Here is an 18,486-nt window from a genome sequence, read left to right as displayed (position 1 = left end):
GCCCAGCCCTCAGCGCGGAGCCAATGTATCATTGATCAATCCGACGACGGCGTCCCGGTAACGGTGAATGAAAAAATGGTCGCCCGGATATCCGGCGAGTCGAAATACCCCCTTCGTGTATGAATTCCAGCGCAGCATCTCCTCATTGGCGATCTCGTCCTCCTCGCCGTATAACACCGTCATGGGGCAGTTCAGCCGTTCGTGACCGCCGGCGAACCGGTATTCTTCCATCAGCTTGAAATCGGACCGGATAATCGGTAGGAAGAGATCCATCAGCCCGCGGTCTTCGAGCACTTCCTTCGGCGTGCCATTCAAATTCTCCAGCTTCTTTATCAATCTATCCTCGGGCAAGCTGTGAAAGCTCTCTCCGCCAATCCTGTCTGGCGCTTTGACGGCCGACAGAAAAAGATGCACGGGCGGCGGTCCACCCTTCTCCACGATCTTCCGGCAAAGCTCGTACGCGATCAGCCCGCCCATGCTGTGTCCGAAAAACGAATACGGCCGCCCGCCGGTTGCGGCGCCAACTGTTTCGTACAAATCGCGGACAGCCTCGTCCATACCGGCATAGCAGCGTTCATGAAACCGTTTGCCGCGTCCGGCGTACGAGACCGGCCTCAGTTCGATTTCGGGAAGCAGTGTATTACGCCACGGGTAGAAAACCGTTTCAGAACCGCCCGCATAGGGGAAACAATAGAGCAATGTCTTATCCATAGCCGGTTCCTTCCTGACAATGGCGGATGAAGGACACGCACTCGTCTTCGGCATTCAACAAGACGGGGCATGCAGGAAACTCATCCTTGGCCGAACAGACCGAAAGCCTGTAGCCGGCGTCGATGCCGTACTGTCTGAAAAAATAGCGTTCGGGCCCGCCGCCTTCCATCCGGATGCCGTCCCTCCCGATCAAGATGGCGAACGCGTCAAGCGGAATGGACAAGCCTTTCCCGACAGCCTTCACATAGCTTTCTTTCAGCGTCCATAAATCATAGAAACAAGCGATTCGATCGGACGGGTCGTGGCTCATCAGGCTGCTATATTCGAGCGGCGAAAAATAGCGCTCCGCTAAGCTGATGTCGATCGGCCCGATTTGCTCGACGTCGATCCCGACGGCGCAGTGGCCGAAAACAAAGACGACCCACTCCCCGGAATGCGAAATATTGAAATTGAAATATTCAGAATTTTTCAAATACGGTTTTCCATAGCAATTGGTGTCGAACCGGATCGAACGGTTATCCGTGCCGGTTGTCCCGACGATCGCATTCCGGACGACGATTTCGGCCAGCAGCGTTCGCTGCGCGTCGGCGAAATTTCTGAATCTGCCGATCCGGGCTTGCTTGTCAGGCGGTAAATAGGCCAGAAGACGGTCGATGGACGAGCGGTCCGGCTGGCTGCCGATCCTTGCGGCGTAGACGGCTGGCATTTCCATATTCTATCGAATCCCTCGCGATATCCGTCGTTGATAGACTTTCAGAATCCGACAACACAATCGGAATAAGCTTCTTTGTCGGGGTTACGTTTGTAAGGGTTTTGTCAAATCCCCGCCTGCATTGCGAACATTATTTTACCATCTGAAATGGAATAATACAAACCTATTAAATCCCTTAATTTTCATTCATTGGTTGTATTTATATGATAATATGATATTTGACCTATATCAAATTGCAATCCGGTTGTATTACAATTTATATTAACCTGAAAAAATTCGAAAGTGCAACTTAATATTTGATAAAAACATGTGGTGACTAATCCACCATAACCTTCAATGTTTAAAAAACACTTACATTTTCAACCTTGTTATCGAACTGATTTTGTAAGGTTTTTGAAAGACATAAGTTATGAGGAGGGCACGAAACATGAGCGTCGCAACAAGCCGCCTGGAGGCTGAAGTTCCGCAGGAACTGGAAAAATACCGGTTCGCTTCCGAAATCCGCAGCCAAATACGCGAACTGCAAAAGCGGAACAACTGGTACAACTTCTTCGCCATCGGATTGGATTGGCTGATCATCGCGGCAGCTATCGGCTTGTATTATTTCAAGCCCGCCGTCTGGGTGTACCTGATCAGCATCGTTATCATCGGCAGCCGCATGCGCGGACTGGACATTATGATGCATGAATCCAGCCATAATATGCTCTTTAAAAACCGCAACTTGAACAAATGGGTCGCATGTCTGTTTGCGGCATTCCCCATTATGATTTCCTATCGCGCTTACATCAAGGGTCATATGACGCATCACAAATATTTGTGGAGCGACATCGATCCCGACAAAATTCGCTATAAAATCGTCGGCCTGGACAACCCGAACATAAGCAGAACGCAATTTTTTCTGCGCCACTGCCTGAAGCCGCTGACGCTTGCGCATGTACCGCGGTATTTGACAGGCATGGTCAAGGTTACGATGGTTCCTAAAGACGAAACGCCGTTCGATACCGTCGTGCGTGCTGTCTACTGGGTCGCAATCATCGTCTGCTCCATCATTTTCGGCTTCTGGCTGGAGCTGATTATGTTCTGGGCCGTGCCGTTTCTGACGACCTTGCAAATCTTGAAATATTGGGCCGAAATGGCGGAGCATGCGGGACTGGAGAACGACAAGGAGCTGTTCGCGACGCGGAATTCGTTCGGCAACCGGTTCGAACGGATACTTCTTCACCCCCACCGCAACTCGTATCATCTCGTTCATCATCTGTTTCCAGCGGTGCCCCATTACAGTATCAAGAAGGCGCACTTGGTGCTGATGCAGGATTCCGAATACCAGAAGGCCCATCACTGCACCGGATTTTTCCTGTCGCTGGCTCCCGGCTTCTCTTCCGTTATCGACGATATTCAAGGGCGCATTCCGTTTTGGAACAAGCTGAAAGGCCGATAGCTTTGAACGGCGGACCACTCAAAATCATTTGGAACAAGGCGAAACGGCATTCGTTATCACTGCGCTCGAACCGTTAGCGCCGATTGCGGGCACCCGGTACGCTCAGCCGCTTTTTTCGTCAGGTGCTCGGCTGGTCCCGGGTTGGCATCCCCGGCGCCTGAACGCCAAAAACAAAAGGAGCAGGAATTTCTCCTGCTCCTTTCGTTTAATTTTTTACCACGGTGACCGATTTCAGCGGCCCCCACTTACCCCGCGAATCCTTCGCATGAACAAATACCGTATGATAACCGTTCGACCATGAAGCGGTGTTGATCTGTGCCGTCATCTGTTCATTCCGTGCGTCGAAGATGCCGTCAAGCGCCGTCATCGGCGTGCCGCTTCCTTCAAAACCAATCGTATCCACAAAATATTCCCCGCCGGCAATATCTCCCCAGCCTGTGTCCGTCTCGTCGGCAATCGCCCGGATGGTCACCGGCCCGCTTCCCTGAACCGGATTGGGGCTGGCCGACGCATTCTGGATAAGCGGTCCCTGAGCGGTTGTTTTGATAATTGTTTCACTATAGAACGGCCCCCAGTTCCCTGCAGCATCCCGGCCATGGATATACAGCGTATGCTTGCTGTTGTCCGCCCAGGCGGCAGCAGATACCGAAGCCGCCACGGACTCGCTCATGGAGTCGAAGCCTCCGTCAACCGCCAGCATTGGCGTTCCGGCCCCGTTTGCCCCAGGCGCATCAATAAAATATTCGGCGCTCTCGATCCGGGTGCCGCCCGTGCTGTTAATGCCGTCATCGATATTGGCGGTGAGCAGAAACGACGTCAGACCATCCGTGATTCCGTGAGGATTGGTTCCAGCCGTTACCGTAACGGGTCCTTGGGTATCTCCGGCGGGAGCGTTCGTCACATTTATTTTCACCGATTGCGTAGGCCCCCAGTTGCCGGCATTATCCATCGCGCGGACGTAGATGACCGGCGATGTCTGCTCCTGCCACCGTGTTTCCGCGAATGCGCGGATCTGATCGATATAAATCTTCTGCAGCGCGCCTGAGGCCGGAAGCGTGCTGTCATCGATACTGAATTCGACCGCTTTGACCTGATCGAAATTAAACACGCCGTTGCCGCCGGAGATGCTGTCGTCATTCTCTTTGAAATTCCAGCGTATGTTTTTCCAGTTATCAGCCGGAACGCTGCTTGCCCCGTAATAAGCGGGAAGAGACGCTTCCAGCGTCGTACCGTCGTTGTCTCTGAGCCTGATCTGCATTTGGCTAAGCGGATTGGTAACATCCTTCACCCAGAAGGACAGCGTATCGAGACCGCTCAAATCCTGCAGGCCGGTGCCGTAATCCTTGACGGCCGTCAGCATATCCGCAGCGCCGTTATTATTGTTTTTGACATCGAGGCGAAGATAACCCGACTCCAGCGCCCTTGCTGCCGTTCCGCTCCAATCGCTACTATCGCTCATGTCATCGATCAGGATCGGCGCCGTCTTATTCAGCGGAGGAATGGCGATTGTTGCGGTCGCTCCTTCGCTGATGCTGTTGAACATGCCGTCGGCTGCGGCCATGTCTATGCCCTGTCCGGGCTTTTGGACCGTATCCACATAATATTGGACCTTGGCCACCGGCTTTCCGCTGCCTGCCGCAGCCGTGGATATCGTAACCGATGACGCTCCGTTCGTCGCATTGGAGGAAACGGCCGTTCCCGAAACCTTCGGCCCCCCGGCATTATTCAGCGATACGGAGTAGCTGGTATCCGGAGCCGATTCATGGACCCCGTCATAAGCTCTTGCCCGCACGAAGTATTTCTTCGCCGCATCCAATCCGCCCGTATTCCAGTTCACCGTGTAAGGGGCGGCCGAGGCCGTACCGATCGGCGTCCAGGCCGTGTTCGTGCCGTCGTTATATTCGAAGATTACCGATGTCACAGGCAATCCGCTTGGAACAGCCTGTGCGCTGACGGCAACGCTGCCCTTCTCCACCACCTCGAAGCTTCTCGGGTATGTTAGCTCCACGTAGGGCTTGCCTTCTGTGGCGCGGATTTGTTTGGACATGTCGGTTACCGCCGCCCAGCGCCGGTCGTTCATCGGATTGCCGTCATTATCGACGAAGTTCCATTCGTTGGCCCATTCATCCCCATCCCAGATGAAAAAAGCGACCCCGCTTAATCCGCCTTCAAAGTTGGTCCACAGCGAATCCTTGAAATCGGCGATTTCATCCAGATTCAGAGGCGCCTGGCCGACATGCCTATATATTCTGTCGCTCATACTGGTCAACAGATTGCTTGGCGACCATGATTGTGTGTTTGTCGCATTTGTTTTCCCCATCCGCCATGCAGTCTGCTTTAGTCGGTCGGTCCACTGAAATCCCCCGTAGTTCCCCAGCGTCGACCAGTCCATGTACCAGGGATGATCCTCGCCCGTATCGTACCAGAGATAATTGATGTGATGGGTATTGATGCGCCGGTCCACGCCGTTTGCGCTGTCATTCATCCGCGTTTGGTCGGCGAAATAAGTGAAATCTCCGCCGGGATCCGACTGCAGACGGTTGGGCCAATACACTTCAAGCTCATTGGCATTGAGGTAGCTGATCGTCGTATTGGCGGGATCAGCTTGTGCCGCCCGGTTGGAATCGTTTGCCGCAAGCGCGCTTAACCCGGCATGATCCAGCGAGTTATTATTCGCTACCGGGAAAGATTGGCGGACGATTTTCAGTCCGAGCCTTTCGGCCAAAGCGGCGTTTTTGGTAATCGTGTCGTCCCGGTGCGAGACATGGGAAACAATGAAATCGACTCCATGTTTGGACATATCGTGCAGCGTTTTTTCCGTTTGGACATTAGCGTTGTTATAGATGCCGATCTGGAAATCCCGGGCTGCATAATCATTCCCCGTTGGCTCAAGCATAGGCGTCTGCTCCTTGCTCCGCATCCATTCCTTATCGGTCATGGCCTCCAGATTGTCCACAGAATAATAGTTGCCAGCGGTTCCTTTGACCATCGTGTTATCGTCCACCGTCATCTCAAAGCCGGTCACATTGCTGTAATCCATGACCCCGTTGCCGCCCGCAATCTCGTCCGTCTGCGTCTTAAACGGCCATTCGATATGCCACCAGCGTCCCGGAACGAGCTGAGAACCCCATACAATGGAATCCAGACGGATATAATTCGCCGTGCCGTCGGCATCCTTCAGGCTGAATACCAGCTTCTCCGTATCTTCGCTGACCAGCAGCCAGAAAGACAGCACATCCTGGTTCGCCAGATTGGCCGATACACTCTTGGACGCCGTATAATAATTAGCAATCCCGTCATTATTGTTCGGTGCATGAAAAGTTACGGATGCGCGGGACGCATCCCGGTAATTGTTCGTGTTTACGGTGTTGTCGGAACCCGGCGTTGTCGTCCATCCGCCGGCTGAGTCGAAGGCGTCAACCGTCACCCGGTCCGTATATTTGACCGCCTGCAGATCATCGATATAAATATCCGTGTTTACGCCCGGAGGCAGCTCCGAATCCCTCGTGACGAACACAATCTCTTTCATCTGGTCGAAATTCATGATTCCGTTGCCCCCGACAATCGTGCCGGGATCATCTCGGAACAATATTCGGCCTTTGTACCACTTATTGGCCAGCAGCGTACCTCCGGAGGCCGGGAACATATCCGACAGATGGAACTCCTCCGAGGTTTGATCGGTATCCGTTATGCGGACATTGAAGAAGGTCAGGTTCTGCGAAGGTTTGATCCAATACGTCATTTCGTAGAAGCCGGTCAGATTGTAGCTGACATTGGCCCGGTATAAGGCCGGATAATCGGCCTGGCCGTTGTTGTTGTTCGTCACTGTGTATTTCATGCTGGAGGTTCCCTGCTTCACCTGTGCGGTGGAGAGAGCACGGCTCGCTCCGGCAGTCGCATTCCAGGCGGCGGTGCTCTCCATGCCGTCGATCAGGTTCTGCTGATAGAGATCCGAATCGGCATAAAAATACACATCATCGATGTAGAAATTAACCTGCTCCGATTTCATGTTAGCCGGCCGGCCGTCTGTCGAAGCAAATGTTAATTTCTGAATGGAGCCGTAATTCATGGCATCGTCTCCGCCACTCACGGTACCGCTGTATTCCTTGAAATGCCAGAATACCTGGTACCAGTTATCCGGTATGATCGAGGCAGGCAGATGAGCGCTGCGAACGACGTTTGAGAGCGGCACCTTGCTGACCGTTCCATCGGAATCCTGGAGCATGATGTCGAACCGCGGATCATAAGCATCGCTCTGAATCCAGAAGGACAGGACATCCTGGGAGCCCAGATTTAGCTGCGGCGAAAAGGTTTTGGACACCGAGACGGCATCATTCGTTCCGTCGTTATCGTCGGTGATCCTGAAATTCATACTGCCGGATCCCTGAATAACTCTGGAAGCACCGGAGTACACGCTCATAGCGCCATTAGCCGGATTAGTCAGGCTCCAGTCGCCAATATCCTCCATATCGTCTCCGGCAAGCGGCGAAGCCTCGGCGGTGCGAATGGGAGCCATCGGTGCAAAATACATCCCCACAACGGCAATAACCAATATCCAGCATAACTTCCGGCTGATCTTCATCACCATTCCCCTTCCTTCTTGTCAGGTGCAGAGAAGCTGAAATCTAAATCATCGTTCCGGCACTTGCAATGCGGTGATACGACGTAAAATAATCCCCTCCCGCTTCGCCTTCTTCGCTCCTGCCGTCAAAATACAAACGCAGTTCCTCCAGTTCCTCCAAGCGGGACACCCTCCCTTCCAAATAGTCTGCCAGGCGGTCTGCCGCCGACTTCAGTCTGGCTGTCAGGCCGCCGTAACGAAGATCCAGCACTTCCCAGCCGAAGGGTTTATTCGTGTCCATCCACTGGGTCCGGTGGGCGATCCGCAGCGCTTCGACTCTCGCTAGCAGTTCAGGCAGCACACTATCCGCCAACTGCTTCAGTCCCGCCCTGTCCCCCGATTCATAAGCCTGCTTCATGCGCAGTCCCAAATCCGCTTTGAGCGCAAGCACATCGCTCAGCCGGGCCGGAACCTCGAACAGGCAACGAGCTTCATCGCTGACCGCCGCCTGCTCCCGGTACAGCCCCGAAAGCTGCTCGTAATATCCGGAAACGGCAGTATTCGCAATCATCTTGTCAAACAGCCCCATCAGCGGATCCTGCCATAACAGATATTTGGACGGATTGGAATAATCGCCGTGTCCGGTCAGCAGTCCGGGAATATCGTCCAACCGCTCTATATTCATATAATGGCCGTAAGGAATCCCCGTACAGAAGGCAATCCTCCGCTGCAGCTGCTCTTCATCCGGCAATTTGGCATAGGCGTGTTCGGCATATAACTGCAGTCCCGGAAGGAGCGACCATAAATGATTCTCCGACCCGTTATCCCCCCATGCCGTTGCAAACACTTCCCTGACCCCCTCCTGCTTGCAGGCCGCCAGAGCCGCATGGGAGCATTTCGCCGTCCGGCTGTAATGCGTGGCCATCCCCAACCAGGACCATATGCCTCCGGCAAAAACAGGAACGCCCCCAAGCTGCCGGTGCTTGCCGATCATACCCTCATAAAATTCCTGCTCGTAATGGTAATAATCCCAATATACGAGCTGTATATCCTGAGCCGCCACGCCTGCCTGCTCACCGCCGACAATAGCATCGGGATCGTAATAATCATGCGTGAGCGAGCCGGTCCGAAAGAACATGTCGCTCCAGATCATCGGCTTTAGTCCGTAAGCGGCCGTTATTTCCTTCACCTTCGACAAATGCCTATAGATCAGCTCCGACGGGTTCCGATAACCAAAAAGGTCCAGCGACCGCCCCCGCCCCAAACCATGGGCCTCATCCATTCCGATATGTATACGCTTACTTTTGAACAATCGCGATGCACCGGCAATCATCCGTTCGATCAAATTATAGGTCGGTTCGCTGCCGGTCAGGAGCACGTCCTGGGTATCTCTCAAATAAGCCGCAGCCTCCCATTTCAGAAAGGTTTCCAGATGCGCCAGCGTCTGGATGCAGGGAATAAGCTCAATGCCAAGCCCCGCGGCATAGTCATCGCATTCCCGCAGCTCCTCCTCCGTATATCTCCCGCGCATGTATCCGAAATATGGCTCATCCTCTACCGGATACGTATCCTCGGTATAGAGCATGAGGGCATTCATCCCCAACAGAGCCATATAACGCAGCAATTTTTTAATGCTGTCCGTTCGCGGAACGGCATTCCGCGAACAATCCAGCATAAATCCGATTGTATCAAACTGCGGTTCTTCCATGATCCGGAAAGGCTCATCCGATGGAAGAGCCTCCGCCAGCAGGCCGACGGAACGGAACAGCTGGCAAGGCTGATTGTATTGAATTCTCGCACAGGCTCCATCGAATTCCACAATCAGCTGCTCTGCCGCCGCTTGCTCCAGGCTTACCGGAATGCCTCCGCTCTCGGCACGCTCCAAACCAAGCATGCCGCAAATTCTGTCCAAGCCGGCTTGCCGGCCTTCCAAATCCCCGGTGAATGACAAGGCAACCGGTATACTGCTCATCCTTTCATCGCTCCCATCGTAGCGCCTGACATAATGCGCCTTTGAAAGATAATATAGAAGATAATAGATGGCACCATGACGATCAGAACACCGGCAAAGAGGGTCACCCAATCCGCGCTGTACTGCATTTTCATATTCGCCTGGTACATGTTGACGCCGATCGTGTATTTCTCCGGATCGCCCAGATAAACGAACGGCCCCAGGAAATTATTGTACAGACCGAGAAACTTGAAGATTGCCACCGTGACGATACCCGGCGTGGACAGGGGCACCATAATCCGCCAGAAGGTCTGGAAGATGGTAGCTCCATCGATATATGCGCTTTCCTCTAGGTCCTTGGGCAGGGAAGACATGAACCCGCCAAGCAGCATGAGGAAAAATACATTTTCTCCGAAGCTGTCCAGTATAATCAGGCCCGTCAGACTGTTCGTCAAATGCAGCGACTTCATCAGAATGTATTGGGGAACCAGCGCGTTGATGCCCGGCAGGAACAGCGAAAGCATAATAAGTCCCCAAATCAGCTTGCGGCCGCGAAATTTCATCCGGGTCAGCGCGTAAGCGTTAATTGTTGTCAGGAACGTCCCCAGCACAAGACTGACGCCCACATAATAAAGTGTGTTAAGCAGGGACTGGCCGATATTGTAGCCGCTCCAGGCTTTGGTATAATTGCTCCACTGGAATTTCCCCGGCAGGGCCCATATATCCTGAAAAAATTCTGCATTCGTCCTTAAGGATTGATACAGAATCCAGACGACCGGAAACAGGATGGATACCGCCCACAAAAAAAGCAGCAGCCTCCATACCACATCCATTAGCGTTCGGCGCTCCGCCATATTCGCATGCCTCCTTCCTTATGCTGAAAGTTCGTCCGCTCACCGGACAGAGCTCTAAAACTCCACGTGCTCTTCCGGATATAATTTGTCGATGATCAGCTTGGCTCCGACCAGAATCACGAACAGAAGCATGCCGATCGCAGAGGCGTACCCATAATTGTGATATTCTTTGCCGAAAGCCAGATTAAACATATACAAGCCGATGACGTCGGTTGCCCCTTCCGGTCCGCCGTTCGTCAGGACCATAATAATTTCAAATCCTTTCAGCGACCCCAGGATGACAAATACGACGCACACACGGATAACGCCGCGGATCAGCGGAATGGTGATACGAAATAAAATTGTCATGGGCCGTGCGCCCTCCAGAACGGCCGCTTCATAGAGGGAAGCGGGAATGGAGCTCATCGCATTGATGAAAATAACGACATACAAGCCGACTCCGCCCCATACCATCGGCAGCACCAGCGCCCATATGGCGGTACTCGTATCGCCCAGCCAATAGAAATCGTTCATATTCAATCCAAACAGCTTCAGAACACCGTTGAGCATCCCGAAGCTTCCGTCGAAAATAAACGACCAGAGCAGGGCCACAACGACCGTCGAAAGCACGTTGGTAAAGAAATAAATCACCTTGTAGACGGCATTTTCCTTATACGATTTATTATTCAGCAAATAAGCCAGCAGCAGGGATATAAGCACGGTCAGCGCAGGCACCACAATCATATACAGCAGGTTATGGTAAAGCGCGCGCCAGACGAAATCATCCTTGAACATATTGCTGTAGTTGTCAAAGCCGACAAACACAGCGCCGCTTAAACCGTCCCAATCCAGCAGCGAATAATAAACCGACATGACATTGGGGTACAAGGTGAACAACAGGTAGCCAAGAAGGGACGGAACAATGGCAATGATCAAAAAAACGGTCTTCTGTCTTGAGGCCTTATCGGAGCCCAACCGCTTGCGCGCCTCGTTGCCGGCATTCAAAGCGACTTCCCCCTTTCTTGAATAAAGGAACGGGAGGAATCGGCTCCCCCCGGTCCTAATGATGGTGTATGTTTCTCACACAACCATCCGGATATTTATTGTTTGGGACGGTCCTTCTCAATCGCCACTTGTTTGAGCGCCTCCGCTTTCTCAAGGACAGGCACAGGATCCTTCTTGCCTGTCGCCACCGCCGTGATCAGCTCGCTTAGCAGCTTCTCCGCCTGTCCGCTCTGGGGACTCGTCAAGCCGAAGGTATGACGGTACGAAATATACTCCACACTATGCTTGGTTGCATACTCCATTACGGTTCTCTGGGTAGGTTGAAGCTTGGCAATGCGGGCCGGATCTTCACCGAAATCCAGTCTGCCCGGATAGGTTCCAGCCTCCGATGCCAGCGCTTCCTGAACCTTGAAGTCATACAGACTGAGTATAAACTCCTTTGCCCATTTCTTCTGCAGCTCCGGTTTGTTTTTCCAAATGACAAAGGACGCATCCCCTACACCGGAGTTGACAAATACGGTCTGGTTCGGATCATTGACCGCAGGAACGGCCATGAAACCCCATGTGAACCCTTCGGGCGTGCTGTCTTTCATCTCGTTGCCGACCCAATCCCCGGTGGAGACCATGGCCGCTTTGTGCTGCAGCACCTGCATTTGGGACTGCGTATGGTTCAATGCGGCTACGCCTGCCGGGAAATAACCTTTTTTGCCGAATTCGTACATCCGGTTCCAGGCTTCCTTATTTTCTTCCGTCGTGAGCAGCGGCCCGTCGTAATTGCGGAAGTTTTTCAAATATTCGTCGAATTTGCCGTTGGCTTTGGCCAGGTCGAACTGCAGGATATTAAATACGTAATCCGTCAAATAACCGGCGTATACGCCAGGGAATGTAATCGGAATGAGGCCGTCGGCTTTGATCTGATCAAGCAGCGCCGTAAATTCGTCCCAGGTTGCGGGGCTTTTATTCCAGCCTTTTTCGTCGAACAGCTTCTGATCGAAAAATAATCCGGCCGTATAACCGTTTACCGGAACACGGGCCGTGAAGCCAACGCTAAGCGAGGTCTCGTAGGCATCGTCGGAGATGACCGACCGCAGCTTTTTGCCGGTTTCACCGGGTACGTCGCGGTCCCACAGATCATCCTGGGGCTCCAACTGGCCGGATTGGGCCAAGCGGTCAAGCTGGCCGGGTGCGAGGAAACGCGGAATAAACAGATCGAACATATCCTCGTCGTTGCCTGCCGCGATTTTCGGTTCAAGAATCGTTTCAAGCGTCGGAGTCGACGTAATATCGAAATTGACGTTCGGGTATTTCTCCGTGAAATTCTTCACCGCCAGATCCATCCAGGCGCGTCCGGAACCGCTTTCCCAGAAGCCCATCTTCAGTGTCACTTTCTCGTTCTTAGGCAGCCCATTATCGGCATAAACATCCGCTTCGCTTGAGGAATTCGTGCCGTCAGGCGCTGCAGTCGAGCCCGTATTATTTTTGTTTCCTGCGGAACCGGCCGGTTCGTTCTTCTTATTGTCGCCGCAGCCGGCGAGCAGAACAGCGACCATAACGAATGACAGCAATACCAGGTTAACCGTTTTCATTGATGAGACCCCCTAATCGTTATCTTCTTCGTTCATGCTATATGAAGCTGGCCAAACCTTCGCATTCGGATGTTAACGAACCGAACAGGTTTTTTGAGCGCTCATATCCGTGATCATGACCGAGCTTCCGCCCTCCAGCCTGGATTGCTCCGCTGCGAAAGCCATGAGATGGCTTTGTACGGAAACCTCAGCCGACGTAAGCGTCTGGCCGCCACCCTTGTTCCCCTTGCGGACTTCCCTGAGAAACTCCCGGACCAGTCCTTCGTCTCCGCCCCCATGACCGCCTGCTTCCGCGTCAACGGGAATGTGAACGGCTTCTTTGCCGAACGGGTACAGCATAATCTCATTTCTCTCCATATACCCTCTGATCTCGCCCCGCGTGCCCATAATCTGAACCGTTCTGGAAATGTCATGCGAGAAACCGGACATCGTAAACGATGCCGTCGTGCCGTTCTCGAATTCCATGTTGACTACCTGATGATCGACCACATCATTCTGGCAATGATACACGCAGCGTCCGAAAGGCCCCTCATGCAGCGCATTATGTATCCCTTTGGGCGTTAAATCATTCGTAATAAATCGCGACCATTCATGCGTTTCATCTTCTTCATAGATCCGAACGGCGGAATAGGGACATTCCCGCTCGACTGCGCATCCATCCATGCAGCGGAGCGTGGACCCTTGCGGAGCGTTCTCCGGACGAAAATGCAGCAATGATCCGTAAGAGCTGACCTTCAAGCAGCGTTTGTCGATCAGCCAGGACAGAATATCCATGTCATGGCAGGATTTCTGCAGAATCATCGGGCTCGCCTCTTCCGTCCTGCTCCAGCTGCCCCTGACGAAGCTGTGGGCCATATGGAAATAGCCGACATTTTCGCTTAATTGAACGGAAGCGATTTCACCAATCTCACCGCTTGTGATCATTTCCTTGATTCTGGACCAGAATGGCGTATATCGCAGGACATGGGAGACCGCAAGCAGCCGCTTATGCTCCCGGGATGCTCTCGCCATATCGATCACTTCTCCCGCAAAGGGAGACATCGGTTTCTCAAGAAGAATATCGTAACCCTTCTCGATTGCTTTCATTGCAGGTCCGTAATGCATTCGGTCATGTGACGCAATTATGGCTATATCCGCTGCTTGCGGCAGGGCTAAAACCTGTTCCCAGCTATCGTACAGCTGATCGAATGAAAGACCGTATTCCGCTTTGGCAAGCATTCTTCGTTCTTCATCCGGTTCGGCAACGGCGACGATTTTCATTTCTTCCGGATGTTTCATCGCATAGGCGCCATATACGAATCTCCCTCTCGCACCGGCCCCTATAAGTATTGCGGTGATTTGTCGCAAATGTTGAATGCCCCACCTTTCCATGCATACATCGGTAAACTTAATTTCAAGGTAATAATAACAATCGTTATATCGCGGTGTCAATCCATTTTTTTACGTTATTATTCCCACATAAAGGGCTTACATTTTCATTATTGATTCTAAAAAATGGATCTCATCCCATAAAAATTGACGGATTCCACCTTTTCAGACTATAATATAACTATCGTTATGAATGTGTTTACAAAGGAGAAATCCCTATGGTTACAAAGAAAGAAATCGCGGAACATCTCGGCATTTCACGGACAGCCGTTTCTCTGGTTTTGAACAATACGCCGAGCAGCACCATCTCCACTGAAACCCGCAACAAAATACTGCAGGCCGCCAAAGAACTGGGCTACCGGGACATTGAAGTCTCTCCCAAGCTTTGTTTCGTTCTGTACGACCGGGATGCAAATGACCCGCGTTATATGGCGGATTTGCATATTATCGAACAGGCTGCCAGCCGTTTTAATTACGGACTGGTCTTCATGAATATTACCAATAACCCGGATTCATTGAATAAGCTGCAGAAGAACCTGGATAGTCAGGAAATCGACGGTTATATCGTTTCCGGAGATGTGGACGAGAGCTTCATCGAGTTGTTCCGGCGCTCCCAATCCCCTTACATTTTGTATGGTTTTCCTTTGCCTGAAAAATCCGAAGACTTGAATGTTGCCGCCTTTGACGACAGGAAGCTGGCTTTCGATGCCACGCAATATTTAATCTCGCTCGGTCATACACGTATCGCGTTCTTCCTGGGAAGCCTGGATTACAGCATCCATCAGCGGGACCTGGAAGGCTTCTGCGAAGCGCATGAAGCAAGCGGAATTACTCTGGACCGCTCGCTCATTCAAATCAGCAATGAGGAGAACGGTTATGAGCTCTGCAAGCGGGCGGAGATGCTGAAGCTGGACTACACGGCCGCTTTTTGCTCCAATACCATTATCCAATTCGGCGTCTTGCAGCGTCTTCAAAGCACCGGTGTATCCGTTCCAAACGACGTTAGCCTGATCGGTTCCGGCTATACCGACCTGGTGAAGGTCAGTGTCCCGCAGCTGACAACCTATTATGTATCCGAAACGGAAAAAGCCAAAACGGTTGCTCTGTTGATCGATATCATTAATGACCGCAGCGCGGAAGGACGATTCTGCAGCTTTACGGAATTCGTGCGTTACGAAGGCGGTACCGTTTCACCGAACAGAAAAAAATAATGCGCGCAAAAACGCCGTTGCCCATCCCCTTCAGGGAGGTCAAACGGCGTTTGATCGTTACGGCTCGGTAGAGATTCAGAGAGCTTCCGTTATCCATTCCCCGTCGCCCGGGATCGCGACCTGGCCCAGCAATCCCCGGACCTCAAGGCTCTTCTGCAAATCCGCTCTTGTAACCAGGCAATGATTGATCGTATCCATATGCACGGCGATTACTTTCGTATAGGGCGCATATTGGACCAGACTGACTACATCGTCCACATCCATGGTGATGGGATCGCCAACCGCAAACCGCGCTCCGCCCGCATTGACGACCGTGAACGCCGGACGGTGGGCGTCCAGGGCCCGGCTCACTTCCCCGCACCAGATCGTGTCCCCTGCCACATAAAGCGTCGGCTCGTTAGCGGCCTTGAATACAAAGCCGGATACATGGCCCATTCTCTGCCCGATTTCACCTGTGCCGTGCTGCCCCCCGGTCCTGGCGATGGTTACGCCTTTAAAGGCCAGAGCCGTATCGATTGCCGTTACCGAGGTGAAACCCGCATCCCTGATGGTTTCCTCATCGCCCGGCTGGCAGAGAACCGGTACCGATTTGGACAGTGCCGCCGCAGCCGCTTGATCCCAGTGGTCCGGGTGCATATGCGTCACCAGCACGGCATCGGGTTGAAGCCAGGCCTCCATCCCCGAAGGCAGGGGAACAAGCGGATTGCACCTTTCGTTCGCAGAACCGGGAATCGGCGGATTCTCCCCGGTATTGCTGAACATAGGGTCGATCAGCAGCTTAACGCCCGCATATTCCAGCCATAGCGCGGCATGGCGGATCAATTGAATGTTCATGGCCTTTGCACCTCTTATCCTTTATGATGTGGTTCTGTTACAATTATAAGATGAGCATGAATACGCGCATACCGCTTGACGAAACGATATAACGGCTTCCATTTTCACGATGAAAGGAAATTCCCCATGAACGGCAACTATACGATAGACGAGATAGATCTGCGCATCCTGAGCTTCTTAATCAAGGATGCTTCCCAGTCCAACAAGGAAATCGGCCAGCTTGTCCATTTGACGGGCCAGGCCGTCGGCGCCCGCGTGCGAAAGCTGCAGGAGCTCGGCGTCATCGAAGGCTATACGCTGCGCTGGAATCCGGACAAAATCGGTCAGTCGGTCCACGCCTTTGTGACGGTTTTTTTGAAGTCGGGCACAGCCCATCAGCCTTTCCAATCCTTCGTCAGCCAAAACGATCGGATTATCGAAATGCACCGCGTAAGCGGCGAAGGCTGTTATTGGATGAGGGTTCGTGTCGGCTCGCCGGCAGATCTGAATGTTTTTCTCGACGAGCTTTTGAAGTATGGCAACTACAAATTGAGCTTGTCCATCGGCCAGTTAAAATAAATGACAAAAAAAGAGGAGCAGCCCGGCCTGCTCCTCTGCCCTCTATCATGAAATGCTTCAGCCCTTAACGGCCGAATAAATACGATGCCGATTATTGAAAATATCGACGTCTTTCTCCCAGGACAATCCCAGCTTCTCCGCGACACGAATGGAGCCCGTATTCCCGGGATGAATAATGCTGATCAGTCTCTTAAGCTCTAGCGGCCCGAACCCATAATCCCGGCAAGCCATGGCCGCTTCCGTCGCGTAACCCTTCGACCATTGCTCCTGTTTGATGTGATAGCCGATTTCCACCTCTGTATGGCCTTCGATGTGCTGCGCAACCAGGCCGCAATCGCCGATGCATGCCATCGTTTCCTTCAGGCAGACCGCCCATAATCCATAGCCGTCCTTATCGTACCGTGTCTGATTGCGCTTAATCCAGCTCTGCGTCTGGCTCCACGTGAACGGTGCCGGATAAAAGCTCATCATCCCCGGCTCCGAGAAGATGGCGTGTAGAGCAGGCAGATCCTCGTCCTGATAACAACGAAGAAACAATCGCTCGGTTTCGAGAATCACGATGCCGGTATCCTTCATCTGCAGCTGATCCGCTCCTTCATCTATCTGGATATGCATAACAGACACGGCAAAGAGATCAAGGATTTCCCCCTGATCTCTTATGCGCTCTCCGTGATGTACAGGCTTCGCAGCCCGCAGGCTTGGGGGCTAAATGACCCAGTCGGCTGTGAACTCCTGAACGAACTCCCGCGGAGTATGGCCTTTAAATACCAATTCCGGGTTCTTTACGCTCACTCGGGTCCCCTCCGGAACCGAAGTGGTAATAAATACATTGCTGCCGATCAGCACGCCTTTGCCGATAACGGTCTCTCCCCCCAGAATGGAAGCGCCGGAATACACCGTTACCTCGTCTTCGAGTGTAGGATGGCGTTTCACGCCCCGCAGGGTTTGTCCGCCGCGGGTTGACAGTGCCCCAAGGGTAACGCCCTGATAGATTTTCACATGATCGCCGATCGTGGTCGTCTCCCCGATCACCACTCCAGTTCCATGGTCAATGAAGAAATAACGGCCAATCGACGCACCGGCATGAATATCGATTCCGGTGACGCTATGGGCATATTCCGTCATAATCCTGGGGAGCAGAGGAACGGACAGCAGATATAATTCATGGGCCATCCGGTAAATACTGACCGCGAGAATACCCGGGTACGAGAATATAATTTCATTGGTGTCCTTGGCGGATGGATCGCCATCGAAAGCAGCCTGTACATCCGTTGCCAGCACATCCCGCAGCTCGGGGATTTTGCTCAGGAAGGCGTGTATAATTCCATCCGACTTCTTGGCAATATCCGGGCATCTGTCGCCGTCCTGGCTCTCCTGAAGCCTCAGCACGCCGCACATCTGCTCATGAAGCTTCTCATGGATGTTGATGAGCATGTCGCCAATATGGTATTCAATCGTGGCATTGCTCAAATTCTGCTTGCCGAAATATCCCGGGAACAGAAGTCCCCTCAGCAGATGAATAATATCTATAACGGCGTCCCTGTTGGGAAGCGCGACCGAGTCCAGCGAAATTGTCTGGGGATGCTCCCTATGGCTGGCCACAATAGCGGTGACCAGACTGTCAATCTTGGAATGAAATAATTGGCTCATGATTTCTCCTCTGCAATAGCCGTATGCATGGCTGAATCCACTCAAAAAAAAAGCGTAACGGGCTTCTG

At 52.6% G+C, this 18,486-nt stretch carries 14 protein-coding genes; 3 read left to right on the top strand and 11 right to left on the bottom strand.

Features of this window, described 5'->3' with window-relative positions; all coding sequences use genetic code 11:
* Positions 1-9: 9 nt before the first annotated feature.
* A complete protein-coding gene (locus IEY46_RS32945) occupies positions 10-711 on the bottom strand; it encodes a thioesterase II family protein (RefSeq protein WP_188999684.1) in 702 nt (233 codons plus the stop codon).
* Complete coding sequence (locus IEY46_RS32940; RefSeq protein WP_188999681.1) at positions 704-1,423, bottom strand: 4'-phosphopantetheinyl transferase family protein; 720 nt, start codon at positions 1,421-1,423, stop codon at positions 704-706. Before IEY46_RS32940 ends, IEY46_RS32945 begins: the two co-directional genes overlap by 8 nt.
* Before the next feature lie 427 nt (positions 1,424-1,850).
* Between IEY46_RS32940 and IEY46_RS32935 the strand changes: the two genes are divergently transcribed.
* On the top strand, positions 1,851-2,861 hold the full coding sequence (locus tag IEY46_RS32935; RefSeq protein WP_188999678.1) for a fatty acid desaturase family protein: 1,011 nt from the start codon (positions 1,851-1,853) through the stop codon (positions 2,859-2,861).
* Between the two features lie 205 nt (positions 2,862-3,066).
* Here IEY46_RS32935 and IEY46_RS32930 read toward each other — a convergent pair whose 3' ends face one another.
* From IEY46_RS32930 to IEY46_RS32905, 6 genes are all read right to left on the bottom strand, one after another.
* A complete protein-coding gene (locus IEY46_RS32930; RefSeq protein WP_229750708.1) occupies positions 3,067-7,449 on the bottom strand; it encodes an Ig-like domain-containing protein in 4,383 nt (1,460 codons plus the stop codon).
* 37 nt (positions 7,450-7,486) lie between these two features.
* Positions 7,487-9,394, bottom strand: a complete 1,908-nt coding sequence (locus IEY46_RS32925; protein WP_188999672.1) for a beta-N-acetylhexosaminidase — start codon at positions 9,392-9,394, stop codon at positions 7,487-7,489.
* Positions 9,391-10,227, bottom strand: coding sequence for a carbohydrate ABC transporter permease (locus tag IEY46_RS32920; protein ID WP_188999670.1), 837 nt, complete (start codon positions 10,225-10,227; stop codon positions 9,391-9,393). The genes IEY46_RS32925 and IEY46_RS32920 overlap by 4 nt, the downstream gene beginning before the upstream one ends.
* 54 nt (positions 10,228-10,281) lie before the next feature.
* Positions 10,282-11,211 carry a carbohydrate ABC transporter permease gene (locus IEY46_RS32915; RefSeq protein WP_188999669.1) on the bottom strand — a complete coding sequence of 310 codons (930 nt, stop codon included), beginning with the start codon at positions 11,209-11,211 and terminating at the stop codon, positions 10,282-10,284.
* A gap of 95 nt (positions 11,212-11,306) precedes the next feature.
* Positions 11,307-12,797: an ABC transporter substrate-binding protein gene (locus IEY46_RS32910; protein WP_188999667.1), complete on the bottom strand. Its 1,491-nt coding sequence runs from the start codon at positions 12,795-12,797 to the stop codon at positions 11,307-11,309.
* A 72-nt stretch (positions 12,798-12,869) separates the two neighbouring features.
* Positions 12,870-14,144, bottom strand: coding sequence for a Gfo/Idh/MocA family protein (locus tag IEY46_RS32905; protein WP_188999665.1), 1,275 nt, complete (start codon positions 14,142-14,144; stop codon positions 12,870-12,872).
* A gap of 239 nt (positions 14,145-14,383) precedes the next feature.
* On the opposite strand from IEY46_RS32905, the gene IEY46_RS32900 reads away from it, so the two are divergent.
* Positions 14,384-15,376 (top strand): LacI family DNA-binding transcriptional regulator, encoded by a 993-nt coding sequence (locus IEY46_RS32900; protein ID WP_188999663.1) that lies wholly within the window; start codon positions 14,384-14,386, stop codon positions 15,374-15,376.
* Between the two features lie 75 nt (positions 15,377-15,451).
* Here the strand turns inward: IEY46_RS32900 and IEY46_RS32895 are convergent, their stop codons facing one another.
* Entirely contained in the window at positions 15,452-16,210 is a 759-nt protein-coding gene (locus tag IEY46_RS32895; RefSeq protein ID WP_188999661.1) for an MBL fold metallo-hydrolase, read from the bottom strand.
* A 126-nt stretch (positions 16,211-16,336) separates the two neighbouring features.
* Here IEY46_RS32895 and IEY46_RS32890 point away from each other — a divergent pair, with 126 nt between their 5' ends.
* Positions 16,337-16,768, top strand: a complete 432-nt coding sequence (locus tag IEY46_RS32890; protein ID WP_188999744.1) for an Lrp/AsnC family transcriptional regulator — start codon at positions 16,337-16,339, stop codon at positions 16,766-16,768.
* Between the two features lie 57 nt (positions 16,769-16,825).
* Here the strand turns inward: IEY46_RS32890 and IEY46_RS32885 are convergent, their stop codons facing one another.
* Positions 16,826-17,329 carry a GNAT family N-acetyltransferase gene (locus IEY46_RS32885; protein ID WP_188999742.1) on the bottom strand — a complete coding sequence of 168 codons (504 nt, stop codon included), beginning with the start codon at positions 17,327-17,329 and terminating at the stop codon, positions 16,826-16,828.
* A gap of 144 nt (positions 17,330-17,473) precedes the next feature.
* A complete protein-coding gene (locus tag IEY46_RS32880) occupies positions 17,474-18,418 on the bottom strand; it encodes a serine O-acetyltransferase (protein WP_188999659.1) in 945 nt (314 codons plus the stop codon).
* Between the last annotated feature and the right edge of the window lie 68 nt (positions 18,419-18,486).

The sequence above is a fragment of the Paenibacillus nasutitermitis genome (assembly GCF_014641075.1).
GTDB lineage: Bacteria > Bacillota > Bacilli > Paenibacillales > Paenibacillaceae > Paenibacillus_Z > Paenibacillus_Z nasutitermitis.
This window is presented reverse-complemented; position numbering and strand designations above follow the sequence as displayed.